General features: G+C 31.4%; 17 protein-coding genes. 9 read left to right on the forward strand and 8 right to left on the reverse strand.

Annotated features, from left to right (window positions below):
• Nucleotides 1-55 precede the first annotated feature (55 nt).
• The 3 genes from kdsA (at nt 56) to H0I32_RS03825 (ending at nt 2,264) form a co-directional block, all read left to right on the forward strand.
• Nucleotides 56-874 (forward strand): 3-deoxy-8-phosphooctulonate synthase, encoded by an 819-nt coding sequence (kdsA, locus tag H0I32_RS03815; protein WP_179314699.1) that lies wholly within the window; start codon nt 56-58, stop codon nt 872-874.
• A gap of 65 nt (nt 875-939) precedes the next feature.
• A complete protein-coding gene (locus tag H0I32_RS03820; RefSeq protein WP_179314636.1) occupies nt 940-1,794 on the forward strand; it encodes a hypothetical protein in 855 nt (284 codons plus the stop codon).
• A gap of 5 nt (nt 1,795-1,799) precedes the next feature.
• Entirely contained in the window at nt 1,800-2,264 is a 465-nt protein-coding gene (locus tag H0I32_RS03825) for a GNAT family N-acetyltransferase (RefSeq protein ID WP_173588921.1), read from the forward strand.
• A gap of 5 nt (nt 2,265-2,269) precedes the next feature.
• Here H0I32_RS03825 and H0I32_RS03830 read toward each other — a convergent pair whose 3' ends face one another.
• Nucleotides 2,270-2,875 carry a DUF1684 domain-containing protein gene (locus H0I32_RS03830; RefSeq protein WP_173588922.1) on the reverse strand — a complete coding sequence of 202 codons (606 nt, stop codon included), beginning with the start codon at nt 2,873-2,875 and terminating at the stop codon, nt 2,270-2,272.
• A gap of 114 nt (nt 2,876-2,989) precedes the next feature.
• Between H0I32_RS03830 and H0I32_RS03835 the strand changes: the two genes are divergently transcribed.
• A complete protein-coding gene (locus H0I32_RS03835) occupies nt 2,990-3,958 on the forward strand; it encodes a YpdA family putative bacillithiol disulfide reductase (protein ID WP_179314637.1) in 969 nt (322 codons plus the stop codon).
• A gap of 39 nt (nt 3,959-3,997) precedes the next feature.
• Nucleotides 3,998-4,393, forward strand: a complete 396-nt coding sequence (locus H0I32_RS03840; protein WP_179314638.1) for a hypothetical protein — start codon at nt 3,998-4,000, stop codon at nt 4,391-4,393.
• Nucleotides 4,394-4,403: 10 nt separating this feature from the next.
• Here H0I32_RS03840 and H0I32_RS03845 read toward each other — a convergent pair whose 3' ends face one another.
• From H0I32_RS03845 to H0I32_RS03860, 4 genes are all read right to left on the reverse strand, one after another.
• Nucleotides 4,404-5,012, reverse strand: coding sequence for a DEAD/DEAH box helicase (locus H0I32_RS03845; RefSeq protein WP_173588925.1), 609 nt, complete (start codon nt 5,010-5,012; stop codon nt 4,404-4,406).
• A 60-nt stretch (nt 5,013-5,072) separates the two neighbouring features.
• The gene (locus H0I32_RS03850; protein WP_179314639.1) at nt 5,073-5,612 is read right to left on the reverse strand and encodes a sigma-70 family RNA polymerase sigma factor; all 540 of its coding nucleotides are present in this window, start codon (nt 5,610-5,612) and stop codon (nt 5,073-5,075) included.
• Nucleotides 5,613-5,857: 245 nt separating this feature from the next.
• The gene (locus H0I32_RS03855; protein ID WP_179314640.1) at nt 5,858-6,325 is read right to left on the reverse strand and encodes an OsmC family protein; all 468 of its coding nucleotides are present in this window, start codon (nt 6,323-6,325) and stop codon (nt 5,858-5,860) included.
• Between the two features lie 86 nt (nt 6,326-6,411).
• Nucleotides 6,412-9,897 (reverse strand): methylmalonyl-CoA mutase family protein, encoded by a 3,486-nt coding sequence (locus tag H0I32_RS03860; protein WP_179314641.1) that lies wholly within the window; start codon nt 9,895-9,897, stop codon nt 6,412-6,414.
• A 145-nt stretch (nt 9,898-10,042) separates the two neighbouring features.
• On the opposite strand from H0I32_RS03860, the gene purU reads away from it, so the two are divergent.
• From purU to H0I32_RS03875, 3 genes are all read left to right on the forward strand, one after another.
• A complete protein-coding gene (gene purU, locus H0I32_RS03865) occupies nt 10,043-10,897 on the forward strand; it encodes a formyltetrahydrofolate deformylase (protein WP_179314642.1) in 855 nt (284 codons plus the stop codon).
• A gap of 124 nt (nt 10,898-11,021) precedes the next feature.
• A complete protein-coding gene (locus tag H0I32_RS03870; RefSeq protein WP_173588930.1) occupies nt 11,022-11,732 on the forward strand; it encodes a DUF4197 domain-containing protein in 711 nt (236 codons plus the stop codon).
• A gap of 99 nt (nt 11,733-11,831) precedes the next feature.
• Nucleotides 11,832-12,017 carry a Lacal_2735 family protein gene (locus H0I32_RS03875; RefSeq protein ID WP_173588931.1) on the forward strand — a complete coding sequence of 62 codons (186 nt, stop codon included), beginning with the start codon at nt 11,832-11,834 and terminating at the stop codon, nt 12,015-12,017.
• A 194-nt stretch (nt 12,018-12,211) separates the two neighbouring features.
• Here H0I32_RS03875 and H0I32_RS03880 read toward each other — a convergent pair whose 3' ends face one another.
• The 3 genes from H0I32_RS03880 to prfA are packed head-to-tail and all read right to left on the reverse strand — an operon-like array spanning nt 12,212 to nt 14,981.
• Nucleotides 12,212-12,997 (reverse strand): ABC transporter substrate-binding protein, encoded by a 786-nt coding sequence (locus tag H0I32_RS03880; protein WP_179314643.1) that lies wholly within the window; start codon nt 12,995-12,997, stop codon nt 12,212-12,214.
• A gap of 54 nt (nt 12,998-13,051) precedes the next feature.
• A complete protein-coding gene (gene pyrF / locus H0I32_RS03885; protein ID WP_179314644.1) occupies nt 13,052-13,867 on the reverse strand; it encodes an orotidine-5'-phosphate decarboxylase in 816 nt (271 codons plus the stop codon).
• A gap of 34 nt (nt 13,868-13,901) precedes the next feature.
• A complete protein-coding gene (gene prfA, locus H0I32_RS03890) occupies nt 13,902-14,981 on the reverse strand; it encodes a peptide chain release factor 1 (protein WP_179314645.1) in 1,080 nt (359 codons plus the stop codon).
• A 419-nt stretch (nt 14,982-15,400) separates the two neighbouring features.
• Here prfA and H0I32_RS03895 point away from each other — a divergent pair, with 419 nt between their 5' ends.
• Nucleotides 15,401-16,060, forward strand: a complete 660-nt coding sequence (locus H0I32_RS03895; protein ID WP_179314646.1) for an ABC transporter ATP-binding protein — start codon at nt 15,401-15,403, stop codon at nt 16,058-16,060.
• Nucleotides 16,061-16,071: the final 11 nt, after the last annotated feature.

Genomic DNA, 16,071 nt, shown 5'->3' on the forward strand with positions numbered 1-16,071 from the left:
AAATTAAATTCAACAATCATAATTGTATCTTTGTGACCTAATAACTTTTAAGTCTATAGCTTTGATCACAATACCAAAATTAAAACATACAGATTCTGATAATTTCTTTTTACTATGTGGACCCTGTGCCATAGAAGGAGAAGATATGGCTTTGCGCATTGCAGAAAAAGTCATAAAAATCACAGATAAACTAGAAATTCCTTACATTTTTAAAGGGAGTTTTAAAAAAGCAAACAGAAGTAGAATTGACAGTTTCACTGGTATTGGAGATGAAAAAGCTTTAAAAATCCTTAGAAAAATTTCTGAAACATTTGATGTTCCTACAGTTACAGATATCCATGAGGTTTCTGATGCTGCTATGGCTGCTGAGTATGTAGATGTATTACAAATCCCTGCTTTTTTAGTAAGACAAACCGACTTAGTTGTTGCTGCTGCCAAAACAGGAAAAGTGGTTAATCTAAAAAAAGGACAATTTATGAGTCCTGAAGCGATGAAACATGCTGTGCAAAAAGTAAAAGATGCTGGTAATGAACAAGCTTGGATTACAGATCGCGGAACGATGTTTGGCTACCAAGATATGATCGTAGACTTTAGAGGCATCCCAACGATGCGCGCATTTGCACCAACAGTTTTAGACGTTACCCACTCATTACAACAACCTAATCAAAGTATTGGTGTTACAGGCGGTAGACCTGATATGATTGAAACTATTGCTAGAGCTGGAATTGTAAATAATGTAGATGGTTTATTTATCGAAACACATTTTGATCCTGCAAATGCAAAAAGTGATGGCGCCAACATGTTACATCTAGATAATTTAGAAAGGCTTCTAACTAATCTTGTAGCGATTAGAAAAACCATTAATTCATTATAAATTTATAAATTATTGTAAGTACGCCGGAAGACTGACGTCTACTAGTTCCTTTACGGATATTTCTTATGAACTACTTTAACAGAATCCTAAGTATCGGATTCACGCTTTTTTGCACCATTGTATATAGCCAAACAGAACAAACACTGAAATACACAACATCAAATAAAGGTAAATTCTTTGTGAGTTGGGGAGGAAATAGAGGTGCATATTCTAAATCAGATATTCGTTTTAAGGGTGATAATTATGATTTCACTATAAGCGAAGCTACGGCCAAAGACAAACCAAAAGGTTGGCATATCGATTACGTTAATCCTACGAGGATGACAATTCCTCAAACCAATGCTAAATTGGGTTATTTTATTTCTGATCATTACACCGTTTCTTTGGGATTAGACCACATGAAATATGTAATGAATAGAAACAGAGACAGAACTGTAAATGGTTATATTGACTTGCCTGACAGCGAACTTGGAAGTATCTATAATGGTGATTTTAATAATGAAAGCGTATTTATTTCGGAAGATTTCTTAAAATTCGAACATACGGATGGTCTAAACTACATCTATACCGAAATTGCGAGATACGATGATATTTCGTCTCTATTTGGTATAAATAACACGGATATATTTCAAGTTAATTTAACTGAAGGTATTGGTGGTGGTGTCTTATTTCCTAAAACAAATGCCACATTATTACAAAAAGATAGATATGACGAATTTCATGTTGCAGGTTATGGTTTATCTGCAAATCTTGGAGTAAACTTAACCTTTTTAAAACACTTTTTTGTGCAATTAAATGCCAAAGGAGGCTATATAAATATGAATGATATTAGAACTACTGGTAACACAGCTGACCACGCAGAACAAAGTTTTTACTTTTTTCAGCGAGTAGTTTCTTTTGGCAGCATTTTTAGATTATAAAAAACATGATACAAATAAGAACCGCAGATTTAAACGATATTCCTGAAATCACTTCAGTATTTAGAGATACAATTATCAATATCAGTACTAAACATTATTCAGAAAAACAAACTACAGCTTGGGCTTCTGGTGCAGATAAAATTAAAGATTGGGAAAAAAGAATCAGTAAACTTTATTTTATTGTCGCTGAAATTGATAAAATTATTGTTGGTTTTGCTTATTTAAAGAATGGAAATTACCTAGAAGGCTTATTTGTTCATAAAGATTACCAACGTCAAGGAGTAGGTTCAAAATTATTACGAATAATGGAATCGCAAGTTATGATGAATGATTTTGAAGTTTTTAAATCTGACGTTAGTAAAACAGCTTTACCGTTTTTTGATAACAAATATTTTAATGTTATTAAAATACAAAAGAAGAGTGTAAAAGGTGTTATGCTAGAAAATTATCTTGTTGAGAAACAAATGTAATTGTATTACTTTTTCACAAAAACTTTTATACCCGCTTTAATATCTAAATCAAGATAATTAGCACTTGGCACAATTGGACAAGAAAATTTCTCATTATAAGCACAATAAGGATTGTATGCTGAGTTAAAATCTATTTCAATAATACTTCCTTCAGGAATATCTAAGTCAATATAACGCCCTCCTCCATAAGTTAAAGAACCATTGGTATTATCCATAAATGGTAAAAATAAATAGTTTTCAAAGCCTTCTGTTTGCATTAATTCTTCACCTTGATAAACATTTAACTGAAAAGACTTCCCCTTTATTTCAAAAGTTACAATTCCAAAAACACGCTCTTTAGATAAGCGATCTGTTGTTGTTTTCATTTGAAACCATTCTGTATTTGGAGTACGCTTTAATTCTGCTTTCACTAAAAACGTAGAATCGTAAGCAAAGAAATCTAAGCCTTCAAATGTTTTAATATCTTTTGCTTTTAAAGGCGATCTTGAAGCATCTTTAAACTCATCATTCATCTTTTTTTGAAATGGTGTTAAATCTGTTGCAACCATTTTTTTATTTTGAGCGCAACTCGTAAAGAAGACAATTGTAAATAAGATGACTAAAATTCGCATAAGGTTCAAATTTAAAATTCAAAAATACAATATATAAAATGTCCTTAATATTTTAAGAGAGATTTAATAGCATACATTTTCTAAATTTATTCAATAAGTGTAATTTTAAGCACCATGAAAAAACTTGACTTAGACGTATTAATTATTGGCGCAGGCCCTATAGGTATTGCCTGTGCTTTAGAGTGTAAAAAACGAAATCTGAATTATTTGGTATTAGAAAAAGGAGCTTTAACCAATTCCCTTTTCAACTACCCTTTAAACATGTCATTCTTTTCTTCTTCTGATAAATTAGAAATTGATGATATTCCTTTTATAAGCAACAATCCTAAACCTACACGAAACGAAGCTTTAGAATATTACAGACGCGTAACAACTTCAAAAGCCCTAAACATCAATCTATATGAAAAAGTAGAAGATCTAAAAAAAATAGAAAATGGTTTTAATATTCAATCTAACAAAGCCACTTATTTAGCCAAAAAAGTTATTATCTCTACTGGCTTTTATGACATCCCTAACTTATTAAATGTCTCTGGTGAAGATTCACTTAAAGTAGTTCATTATTATAAAGAAGCACATCCTTTTACTTTGCAGGATGTGATCGTCGTTGGTGCAAGTAACTCTTCCGTAGATGCTGCATTAGAAATCTATAGAAAAGGCGGAAATGTCACTATGGTCATAAGAGGTAAATCTATTGGAGAACGCGTAAAATATTGGGTAAAACCAGATATTGTAAACCGTATTGAAGAAGGGAGTATTAAAGCTTATTTTAATTCTGAAATTAAAGAAATTAAACCTACAGAAGTTATTATTAAAACTCCTAATGGCGAACAAACTTTAGATAATGATTATGTTATTGCTTTAACAGGCTATCATCCTAATTTTGAATTATTAGATACTGTAGGAATTGAATTTTCTGAGGATGAAAAACGTATCCCTAGTTATAATTCTGAAACCATGGAAACCAATATAGAGGGGCTTTACTTAGCTGGTGTAATTTGTGGAGGAATGGAAACTCATAAATGGTTTATAGAAAACTCTAGAATACATGCAAAAATGATTATTGACCATATCTCACAAAGTTAAGCTACTTTCCTTAAATTTGTAATAATCGCTATTAAAATCATGAATTACAATCTGCCATCACATCTATCTAATTTGCCTATTTACCAAAAGGCTATGGATATTATTGTGCTTTCACGATGTATTTCAAACTATATCAATCAAGATTTAGCCTATTTAAATACAGATGGCACTGAGGATAATAACATCTATTTTTCAGGTGATATTATTCAACAATCTACAAGTCTAGCTCCTGAAATTATTAATGCTGAACTCGAAAAATGTTCACAGAAAAAGAGTAAACATCTAGCAATTTTAGATCGTTTAACCACACGACTATATACAAACTGTAAAAGATTAGAAAAATCAAATAGTAATGGTAAAAATTACTTACCTATTCTACGTGGTGAATTAAGAAAATTTAGAAAACTACAACGTCACTGGATGATGACGTTATAAATTATAACTACTATTTTAAAAGATGCGCATTACTCATAAATGCATTCTGGTAATTTTTAATTCTAGAATTCATTTCGTCAGCCATAATTATAAACTGACATTTATTAAGACTTTCAGATAAACGTAAAATATGATTATAACCATTATGCCTGCCTAAATAGTCAGCATCTTCAATAGCCAATAACTGTACTTCACCTAAATGAATTCCATTTAAAAAATAAAGTTTACTTAATCTAGCAGGAGTTGCAATTACAATATCTTGTCCGTAATACACCTCTGTCTTTTGCTTTTCAATATCGTATTCATCATACAAAGCATACACTCTTAAATCTGTTGTATTAGTAAATCTTTCAAACTCTTCTTTTAAACGTAAAGCTTCCTTCTTATTTTCAACAACAATAATGGCTCTTGGCGAATCTTCAAAAGCTTCTGCCTTTAGCTTATGAATCGTTGCTATAATAAGCGCTGTAGTTTTACCACTTCCTTTTGGCCCAATAATATAAGCATCCGCACCACCTTTTAAAGTTGGTAATACTTTTTTCTGAAATGGATTTGAAGTTTCAAATCCTTCATTTTCCAAGGATTCTTTTAATAAAGGGTGTAGTTTTTTGAAAGACATCTGAGTAAGTAATAAAAATAGCTTGATTAGTTATTTAGCTATTAATCTTCAAAGGTACGATTATTGACAAACTTTACAGTCTGCTTTGTCTTGTATTTCTCCAACCAAATGACCATCTTCATTCATCTTAAAACCACAACAGTCCATAAAACCTTGTGCAATCTGCTTTCTTGCACGTTGAATTTGCGATTTTACTGTTGGCAAAGATAAATTTAATTGGTTAGCAACCTCTTGTTGCTTAAGACCTTTAATATCTGATAGAAACAAAGGATCTCTATATTTTTTTGGTAAATTCACTAAAATTCCCCTTAAGCAATCTTGTTCTGTATGTCCTTTTGGTAGAGGCTCTGATTCAATTTCTAAATCTTCAACAGTAATAGCTAGTTTGTTAGTTTTAAAATAATCTAGAATCGTATATCTAGCAATTGAAAACAACCAAGGTTTTAGCTTTGTTTCATCCTTAAGAGTATGTAGTTTAGTATGAACTTTAATAAATGTCTCTTGCAAAATATCATCAGTAACCACAACGTTTTTTACTTTACTTAAAATAAAACGTCTAATATCACCAGAATAACTTTCCCAAACACTTTTTGTAGTCATACTTTAAATTTAACTAAAATCAGTTCGGATTCAAAATTTAGAACCCGAACTGATTATAATTTAACAATTGCAATTTGTACATGTACAGTTTTCACAAGTACAATTTTGACAACCTCCTTTTGCGCAACCTTCACAGTTGCAAGTACATTCTTTATCTTTCATAATATTATGTTTTAATGTTCACTTAATAGACGAAGAACTTTTAAAAAAGATGCAAAAAGATGTGATTATTTTTTCAAATTAAATTACTTCACCAATATTATTGCCTCATGAGAGATTGGAAAATTACACGAGTTAGCGATAAAACAAAGTTCATTTGCTTTTTTATGTAATTGTAACGCTAATTCTTTTTGGTTTGCATTGTTGATAGTAACAACAGGTTTTAGCCTTACAACTTTAAAACTTCCGCTTCCCGAAGATTCTACTTCTAAATCTCCTTCAGACCTATCTAAATAACTTAATACTTCAATTTGATGCTGTGCACAGGCATACAAATAAGACATCATGTGGCAAGATGTTAATGCAGACAATAATAAATCTTCAGGATTATATAATGAATCATCACCTCTAAATATTTTTGCAGCAGAGACTTGTAATGGTGAAACTTTATTTACAATTGAAACATCATGATTCCTGCTAAATGTTCTCGGACTCATTGTGCTTTCTCCATCACTAAGTGACCAATTTACTGAAGCTTTAAAAGTATGTTTCATAACTATTTTTAATTTTGAATGTAAAAAAAAGCGTTTCATAAAGAAACGCTTTTTAGTTTACACAAAAAAATGATTTATTTCTCTGCTTACATATTACGACGATACTGACCACCAACTTCAAATAACGACGACGTGATTTGACCTAAGGAACATACTTTACAAACCTCCATTAAAGCTTCAAAAATATTTTCATTATTTATGGCTTTTCGTTGCAACTCACTTAATAATTCTTCTGTATTATGTGCCTCATGCAAACTCTCTAAAGTTTTAATCTGAAATTGTTTTTCTTCTTCTGTTGCTCTAATCACTTCCGCAGGAACAACCGTTGGTGATCCTTTAGAACTTAAAAAGGTGTTTACACCTATAATTGGAAACTTTCCGTTATGCTTTAATGTTTCGTAATACAAGCTTTCTTCTTGAATTTTACTTCGTTGGTACATCGTTTCCATAGCGCCTAGCACTCCTCCACGTTCCGTAATACGATCAAATTCTAATAAAACAGCTTCTTCAACTAAGTCCGTTAATTCTTCAATTATAAATGATCCTTGAATTGGATTTTCATTCTTAGCTAAACCTAATTCTTTATTAATAATCAACTGAATAGCCATGGCTCTACGAACCGATTCTTCTGTTGGTGTTGTAATTGCCTCATCATACGCATTGGTATGAAGCGAATTACAGTTATCATAAATTGCATACAATGCCTGAAGTGACGTACGAATATCATTAAAATCAATTTCTTGGGCATGTAAACTACGTCCCGAAGTTTGAATATGATATTTTAACATCTGCGCTCTTGGGTTAGCACCATATTTATGCTTCATCGCTTTGGCCCAAATTTTACGTGCCACACGACCAATAACAGCATATTCTGGATCAATTCCGTTTGAAAAGAAAAACGATAAGTTTGGCCCAAATTTATTGATATCCATTCCTCTACTCAAATAGTATTCTACATAAGTAAACCCGTTAGATAACGTCAATGCTAATTGCGTAATAGGATTGGCTCCTGCTTCTGCAATATGATACCCAGAAATAGATACAGAATAGAAGTTTCTAACATTATTCTCAATAAAATATTCTTGAACATCTCCCATTAAACGCAAAGCAAATTCCGTAGAAAATATACAAGTATTTTGTGCCTGATCTTCTTTTAAAATATCTGCTTGAACGGTTCCTCTTACCTGAGCAATAGTATTCTTTTTTATTTCTGCATAAACATCAGATGGTAAAACTTGGTCTCCGGTAACTCCTAAAAGCATTAAACCTAATCCGTTGTTTCCCTCTGGTAAATCACCATTATATGATGGACGTATTTTTCCTTTATAGATTTTTGCGATTTTAGCTTCAACTTCTTTTTCTAACCCATTCTCTTTGATATAAAATTCACATTGTTGATCAATAGCTGCATTCATAAAGAAACCTAACAACATTGGCGCAGGACCATTAATAGTCATACTCACAGAAGTCATAACGTTTGCTAAATCGAAACCAGAATATAATTTTTTGGCATCATCTAAACAACAGATAGAAACACCTGCATTACCAATTTTACCGTAAATATCTGGACGCAAATCGGGATCATTACCATAAAGTGTAACACTATCGAAAGCTGTAGATAATCGTTTAGCGGGCAAACCCATACTTACGTAATGAAAACGCTTATTAGTTCGCTCTGGCCCACCTTCACCGGCAAACATTCTTGCAGGATCTTCACCTGTTCTTTTAAAAGGATATAAACCTGAAGTGTACGGAAATTCTCCTGGTACGTTTTCTTGCAAACACCATCTTAAAACATCCCCCCAAGCTTGATACTTTGGTAAGGCTACTTTTGGAATTTGAGAGTGTGATAAAGATTCTGTGTGCGTTTCAATTTTTATTTCTTTGTCTCTTACCTTAAAGCTATAAATTGGATCTTTATATTTATTTACTTTTTCATCCCAACCTGTAATCACTTCCCAATTGTAAGGATCTAGGTTTAGTTTTACACGATCAAATTCAGCAAATAATAATTTTAATAATTGAATTTGAGATTCTTCTTCAGTCGTGCCTCCTTCTGTTGAAATAGCAACCCCTTTATCATTTTGAGCTTGTTGAAGAATTTCTTCATAATCTAAACCTAATTTACCAATGAAAGACCTTTCAACTGCGCTCAAGGTGACATTAGCTACGGAACATATTGCTTTATAAATTCCGTAAAGTTTCTGAGCAACTTCAACCTGAACATTTGCTGTTTTATCATACGCACGATTGCTCTCTGCGATTTCAGATAAATAACGTGTTCTTGATGGTGGAATTACAAAAATCTTCTCACTCATTTCCTGAGAAATCTCGAATGTAGAATTTAAGTCCGAATTTGCTTTTTCAACCAATTTATCCATTATCGCTTTGTAAAGCGTATTCATTCCTGGATCATTAAATTGAGACGCAATAGTTCCGTAAACCGGTAAATCGTCTTGGTGCACATCCCAAAGATGATTATTACGCATGTATTGTTTTTTTACATCACGTAACGCATCTAAAGAACCTCGTTTATCAAATTTATTGATGGCTACTAAATCAGCAAAATCTAGCATATCAATTTTTTCAAGCTGAGTCGCTGCACCAAATTCTGGTGTCATTACGTAAAGTGCCACATCAGAATGTTCCATAATTTCTGTGTCCGATTGTCCGATACCAGAAGTTTCAAGAATAATTAAATCGTATTCAGCAGCTTTTAAAACCTCTATAGCCTCATTTACATATTTAGATAATGCTAAGTTAGATTGACGTGTTGCCAAACTACGCATGTAAACTCTAGGCGAATTAATGGCATTCATACGAATACGATCTCCTAAAAGTGCACCTCCTGTTTTTCGTTTTGAAGGATCTACAGAAACTAAACCAATTGTTTTCTCAGGGAAATCGATTAGAAAACGACGAACAAGCTCATCAACTAATGATGATTTACCAGCACCACCTGTTCCTGTAATTCCAAGAACTGGTGTTTTTGAATTCTTATTTTTTTCATGAATAGCATCTAATGCATCCTTTGCAACTTCAGGAAAGTTTTCAGCTGAAGAAATTAATCTTGCAATGGACTTCGGATTTTTTTCATGCAACGTTTTAACCTCATCATTAAGCTGATCACCAATGGCATAATCCGATATTTGAACCAAATCGTTAATCATACCTTGCAAACCAAGACTTCTACCATCATCAGGAGAATAGACTCTGGTAATTCCATAATCCATTAATTCCTTAATTTCTTCAGGAAGAATAACACCACCTCCACCTCCGAAAATTTTAATATGACCTGCTCCTTTTTCTTTAAGCAAATCGTACATGTATTTAAAATATTCGTTATGCCCTCCCTGATAAGATGTCAATGCAATTGCGTTAGCATCTTCTTGTATGGCAGTATTGACAACTTCTTCTACACTTCGATCGTGTCCTAAATGAATCACTTCTACTCCAGTAGATTGAATGATACGACGCATAATATTTATTGAAGCATCATGCCCATCAAAAAGCGATGCTGCAGTTACTATACGTACTTTATATTTTGGCTTATAAGGTGTTATTTGTTCCATTCGTAAAAATATAGCTTATTTAATCAGCAAATCTAAGAAATATCCAAAAAAGTCAAGCAACAATTAAAAAATATCTAAAACTTATAGATTTTTATTAAAGCATACAATTTTAATTACTTTTAACAATTCATTCAATATTCATTTTATGCAGAAAATAACATTACTTATAAACTGTAAAGACCAGCCTAATATTATTGCGTCTGTAACTAATTTTATGGCTACAAACGATGGCAACATTGTTTATATAGATCAGTATGTTGATAGAGAACAGCATATCTTTTTTATGCGTTTGGAATGTGAATTTATTTCAAATTCGTTTTCAGTTGAAGCATTTAAAGAACTTTTTAAAAATTCTTTAGTTGAAAAGTTCAAACTTAAATGGCGCATGTACGCTGCTGAGAAAAAACCTAAAATGGCATTGTTTGTTTCTAAATATGATCATTGTTTATACGATATTTTAGGGCGTTATAATTCTGGTGAGCTATTCTTAGAAATCCCTTTTATATTAAGTAATCACTTAGATTTAAAACCTATTGCAGACAGTTTTAATATTCCTTTTTATCATGTTCCTGTTACAAAAGCAACAAAACATGAAGCAGAACAAAAGCAACTAGAACTTTTAGTCGAACATAATATTGACTTTATTGTTTTAGCCAGATACATGCAAATTGTATCTCAAACTTTAATAGATAAATATCCCAATAAAATTATTAATATCCATCATTCATTTTTACCTGCTTTTGTCGGTGCTAAACCTTACCATTCGGCATATAAACGTGGTGTTAAAATTATAGGGTCTACAAGTCATTATATAACCGAAGAACTTGATGCCGGACCAATTATTGAACAAAAAGTAGCCCAAATTTCGCACAATAACTCCATAAAAGACTTAATTGCGAAGGGTAGAGATCTCGAAAAAATTGTTTTATCTAACGCCATTAAATTACATACTATGCGAAAAGTTATGGTTTATAATAATAAAACTATAATTTTCTCGTAAAAGTGACCAAACTGAATAACTGGTGTCTACTAAATAGTGTTAAACTCGTATTAAGGTTTTTTTTTTCTATATGTATGTTAAAACCTTATAAATTATATTTGACCACTAACAAAAACTAAAAATTATGATAAAAAGAATTTTAGCCTTAATTGTTGTTTGCAATTTAATGGCCTGTGCAGAATTACAACAAGTTGTAGATTCATTGCCTCAAGGAACAACTGATGTTTTAGGAAATGCTGATATTGCTGCAGGATTAAGAGAAGCCTTAGATTTAGGTATTGAGAAACAAGTTGCAAAACTAACCGCTGAAGATGGCTTTTATAAAAATGAATTGGTAAAAATTGCTTTACCTGAAGAGTTACAAAAAGTAGATAGTGCCTTACGTAAAATAGGATTAAGCAGCTTAGCTGATGAAGGTTTAAAAGTACTTAATAGAGCTGCAGAAGATGCTGTATCTGAAGCAACACCAATATTTGTTAATGCTGTTAAAGACATTACTTTTGATGACGCTAAAACTATTCTTTTAGGAGAAGATAATGCAGCGACATCTTACTTAACGACTAAAACTCAAACAGAGCTTTACGAAAAATTTAAGCCCGTTATTAATAGTTCTTTTAGTAAAGTTGGTGCTGATAAAATTTGGGCTAATCTTATTACAAAATACAACAACATTCCTTTAACTAATGATGTAAATCCAGATTTAACTGATTACGTAACTTCAGAAGCATTAGAAGGTGTTTACACTATGATTGCTGTTGAAGAATTAGAAATCAGAAATTCAGTAGCTTCTCGCAGTACAGATTTATTGAAAAAAGTATTTGCACTACAAGATTAAAAAACATATTTACTTAAAAAATACATAAATTTTTAAGTAAAATATATTTGTTCTCGCTAAATTTTAGTAATTTAATAAAATAATTATTAAAATTTAGCCGTGAACAATTCAGATCAACTCTTAGAAAAAAGAACAAGACTTAAAAAAAAATACACTCAACTTATTGAGGAGGCTTATAACTTAAGACAAAGTGATCAGGCTTTAAGTGACTTTTCAGAATACAAAGCCACAAAAGTTCTTTATAAAATAAATAAATTAGAATTTGTAGTAAGAGACTCTAATTAGAAAATACTCTAATTACCTTATTTTTAATGCTTTATTTATTTAAAACACACTTAATCATAACCTAACATTACCGTAACCTCTACAATAATAAAAGTTATCATCTTTGCAGAGCAAAAGATTGAGATTAGTTAAGTCTCTAAAACAGTTAGTTTAGATTAGAAAGTCGATATTAGTTAGGTATCGACTTTTTTTGTTTAATTATGAAGTGTTTTAAAATACGGATAAGACTTCAGTAAGCGACTACCATACCAAGAAAACAATTCTCCATCTACAATTTTTATTTTCATTTCTGGAAATTGAAATTGCAACTCTTTTACATCTGATTCTTTAAACGGAAAAGGTTCTGTTGATAAAAAAATAAAATCTGCTTCTTTTAATTTTGAATTATTAAAATCAATTTCTGGATAACGCTTCTCTGATTCAAAAATATTTATAAACCCAGCTTCATTAAGCATAACATTTATAAAGTTATCTGAAGCTGCAACCATCCAAGGTTTTTTCCAAATAAAATAAGCAACTTTTAATTTCTCGTTATTTTGATTTTGAAGTTGAAAGGCTTCACGTTCTAATTGAATATTTGATACTAAAGTTGAAGTTGTTCTTTCAATTTCAAAGATATCTCCATACATATTTATAAGCTCAAAACTATCTTCAAGATTATAAACATCACTAACATGAATTGGAGCAATACCAGTTAATTCTTCGATCATTTCCTTGGTATTTTCTTCTTTATTACAAAGAATAATATCAGGACGAAGTGCTTTTATTTTTTCAATATTAACTTCTTTAGTTCCACCAACAACCACTTTAGACATTCTAAGATGATTTGGATGTACACAAAACTTAGTAACACCTACAATAAATGCTTCTAGACCTAAATCTACTAAAAGCTCTGTTTGCGAAGGTACTAATGAAACAATACGTTTTGGTTTACGACCAAATAGAAGTTTACGATTTAATTGGTCTTTACACGTTTTCATTAGGGAAATTTAAATTTTATAAACTATTAATTTCTTGTTGTTATACAAAGAAAATTAGGCCTTCAGTTCTATTGCCATTTGTAACTGAAGTTCTTCTGCCTTTTGTGCAGCTGCTTCAGCAAAATTTTCCTCTTGTGAAGCATAAATAATTCCTCTAGATGAGTTTATTAATAAACCTACAGAATCATTCATTCCGTATTTACAAACGTCTTGAAGATTTCCACCTTGAGCACCAACACCTGGCACTAACAAAAAGCTATCTGGGATTATCTTTCTTATATCTCCTAAATATTCAGCCTTTGTAGCTCCAACTACATACATTAAATTTTCTGAGTTCTCCCAAGATTTAGAAGTCTCTAATACTTGTTTATATAACTCTACACCATCTATTTCTTTAGTTTGAAAATCGAATGCGCCTTGGTTAGACGTTAAGGCTAAAAGAATGGTATGTTTATCTTTAAATATTAAAAAAGGCTCTACTGAATCTTTTCCCATATAAGGCGCAACCGTAACACTATCGAACCCTAAATCCTCGAAAAAAGCTTTAGCATACATTGTGCTTGTATTTCCTATATCTCCTCGTTTTGCATCTGCAATAGTGTATATTTCAGGATGATTTTTGTTAAGGTAATTAATTGTTTTCTCTAAAGCTTGCCATCCTTTAATTCCGTAAGCTTCATAAAAAGCTGTATTTGGTTTGTAAGCGACACACAAATGATGTGTTGCATCAATAATTGCTTTATTAAAAGCAAAAATCGGGTCTTCTTCTTTTAATAAATGTTTTGGAATTTTATTTAAATCGACATCTAATCCGATACAAAGAAAAGATTGTTTCTTTTTAATTTGGGTAATAAGTTGTTGTGTTGTCATACTATAAAAAAAGCCTCAAAATAGAGGCTTACATTTAAATTACATCATCGTTAGCCTTTAACAACTCTGTGTTTTCAGCTAACATTAATTCGTCTATAATTTTTTGGATATCACCATTAATGATATTTGATAAATCGTACAGTGTTAAACCTGGCACTCTATGATCTGTAACACGTCCTTGTGGATAATTGTAGGTTCTAATCTTAGCAGATCTATCTCCAGAACTTACCATACTTTTACGTTTTTCAGAATCGGCAGCTTGTTGCTTAGCTAATTCTAAATCGTATAAACGTGAACGTAAAACCTTTAAGGCTTTTTCTAAGTTTTTATGTGATGATTTTTGATCCTGACAACTTACAATCATTCCTGTAGGCTCGTGGTGTAACTTAATTGCAGAATATGTTGTATTCACCGATTGTCCTCCAGGACCTGTTGATGTAGTACGCTCAATACGAACCTCAGTCATGTCTAATTCATAATCAAACTCCTCAGCCTCAGGTAAAACCATAACTGTTGCTGCACTTGTATGTACACGTCCTTGAGTTTCTGTTTGTGGTACACGTTGTACACGGTGCACACCTGCTTCAAACTTTAAAGTTCCGTAAACATCTTCACCAGAAACTTCAAAAATAACTTCTTTAAAACCACCTGATGTTCCATCACTCTGACTTACAACATCTACTTTCCAGCCTTTATCACTACAGTATTTAGAATACATTCTGTATAAATCACCTGCAAAAATACTTGCTTCATCACCACCTGTACCTGCTCTAACCTCAACAACGACGTTTTTAGCATCGTCTGGATCTTTAGGAATAAGCATAAAACGAATCTCTTCTTCAAGTTTTGCGATAGTTTCCTTAGCTTCTTCGAGTTGTATTTTTGCCATGTCTACCATTTCGGCATCAGAACCATCTGCAATAATTTCTTCAGCTTCAGATACATTTTCTAATGCTTCACTATAAACCTCACCTTTATCTACAATAAGTTTAAGATCCTTGTATTCTTTCATCAGCTTCGTATAACGCTTCTGATCTGATATAATATCTGGTTGAATGATAAGGTCGTTCACCTCATCGAACCGTTGTTTTATAATCTGTATTTTCTCTAACATCTATCTTCAAAAATTATCGTTCAAAAATACGATAAATAATGGATTTTTAAACGTTGCTTATAAGGACATTTTAACTTTCAAAAAATAAACCACTTAAATTTAGCGTTATACATATAATATGTACAAATTTCTAGCTATACTAACCTTTTACAAACAATTTGTAGTTTGGTCGTTTATCGTAAACATCATTATTTTACTGTATACACCGTATATAACACCAGCAATATGTATTAAATTATTCCTTGTAATATTTGCTTGGTATTACATTAATGAAACTTCAAATAAACGAAAATTAACTATTTATCGAAACCTAGGGATTTCATCCTTCAAGCTTTTTTCTATTATATTTATAGTAGACTCTACCTTAACACTTTTATTTCTAAAATTATACACGGAATTTTTATAAACCTCAGCTGAAATTGATATTTGAATTAGATAATATAGAACTTTACTTTAAAACCAAGCGAATTTTAAATGGCATTTACTTAAAAGGTGAAACAGGAAAAGTTACCGCTATTTTAGGCAGAAATGGTTGTGGAAAAAGTAGCTTACTCAATATTGCATTCGGAAGTCTAAAACCTAAATACATGTTGATTCGCTTGAACAAGAAACCTCTTCAAAAACCTCTATATGTTTTAAAAATCGCTAAATATTTACCGCAGTATAATTTTATTCCTGCTGAGATGAAATTATCTTTTGTGTTTAAATTATATGATTTAAGTTGGAAAAATTTTATTGCTTTATATCGAGCTTTTTCAATATATAAAAACGATAAATTTAAAGCACTATCTGGAGGAGAAAGACGACTTATTGAAACTTATATTACTCTGAAAACAAAAAGTGAGATTGTTTTTTTAGACGAGCCCTTTTCTCATATATCTCCGTTACATATTGAAACTGTAAAACAATTAATTGCAGAAGAAAAGAAACATAAAGTAATTATAATATCTGATCATATGTATCAGCATATAATTGAGGTATCGGACACCATTTATTTATTAAAAAATGGCACCACAAAGAAGATTAAAAAGCTTACTGAACTTGAAGATTATAAATATTTAAGTGAAGGTACTTTATAACGAAATTCCAA

Source organism: Winogradskyella sp. HaHa_3_26 (genome assembly GCF_019278425.1).
GTDB lineage: Bacteria > Bacteroidota > Bacteroidia > Flavobacteriales > Flavobacteriaceae > Winogradskyella > Winogradskyella undariae.

Bases quoted from the DNA above. Each gene is read 5' to 3' on its own strand.
- H0I32_RS03820 (WP_179314636.1), top strand. From the start codon at position 940: ATGAACTACTTTAACAGAATCCTAAGTATCGGATTCACGCTTTTTTGC.
- H0I32_RS03825 (WP_173588921.1), top strand. From the start codon at position 1,800: ATGATACAAATAAGAACCGCAGATTTAAACGATATTCCTGAAATCACT.
- H0I32_RS03830 (WP_173588922.1), bottom strand. From the start codon at position 2,875: ATGCGAATTTTAGTCATCTTATTTACAATTGTCTTCTTTACGAGTTGC.
- H0I32_RS03835 (WP_179314637.1), top strand. From the start codon at position 2,990: ATGAAAAAACTTGACTTAGACGTATTAATTATTGGCGCAGGCCCTATA.
- H0I32_RS03840 (WP_179314638.1), top strand. From the start codon at position 3,998: ATGAATTACAATCTGCCATCACATCTATCTAATTTGCCTATTTACCAA.
- H0I32_RS03845 (WP_173588925.1), bottom strand. From the start codon at position 5,012: ATGTCTTTCAAAAAACTACACCCTTTATTAAAAGAATCCTTGGAAAAT.
- H0I32_RS03850 (WP_179314639.1), bottom strand. From the start codon at position 5,612: ATGACTACAAAAAGTGTTTGGGAAAGTTATTCTGGTGATATTAGACGT.
- H0I32_RS03855 (WP_179314640.1), bottom strand. From the start codon at position 6,325: ATGAAACATACTTTTAAAGCTTCAGTAAATTGGTCACTTAGTGATGGA.
- H0I32_RS03860 (WP_179314641.1), bottom strand. From the start codon at position 9,897: ATGGAACAAATAACACCTTATAAGCCAAAATATAAAGTACGTATAGTA.
- purU (WP_179314642.1), top strand. From the start codon at position 10,043: ATGCAGAAAATAACATTACTTATAAACTGTAAAGACCAGCCTAATATT.
- H0I32_RS03870 (WP_173588930.1), top strand. From the start codon at position 11,022: ATGATAAAAAGAATTTTAGCCTTAATTGTTGTTTGCAATTTAATGGCC.
- H0I32_RS03880 (WP_179314643.1), bottom strand. From the start codon at position 12,997: ATGAAAACGTGTAAAGACCAATTAAATCGTAAACTTCTATTTGGTCGT.
- pyrF (WP_179314644.1), bottom strand. From the start codon at position 13,867: ATGACAACACAACAACTTATTACCCAAATTAAAAAGAAACAATCTTTT.
- prfA (WP_179314645.1), bottom strand. From the start codon at position 14,981: ATGTTAGAGAAAATACAGATTATAAAACAACGGTTCGATGAGGTGAAC.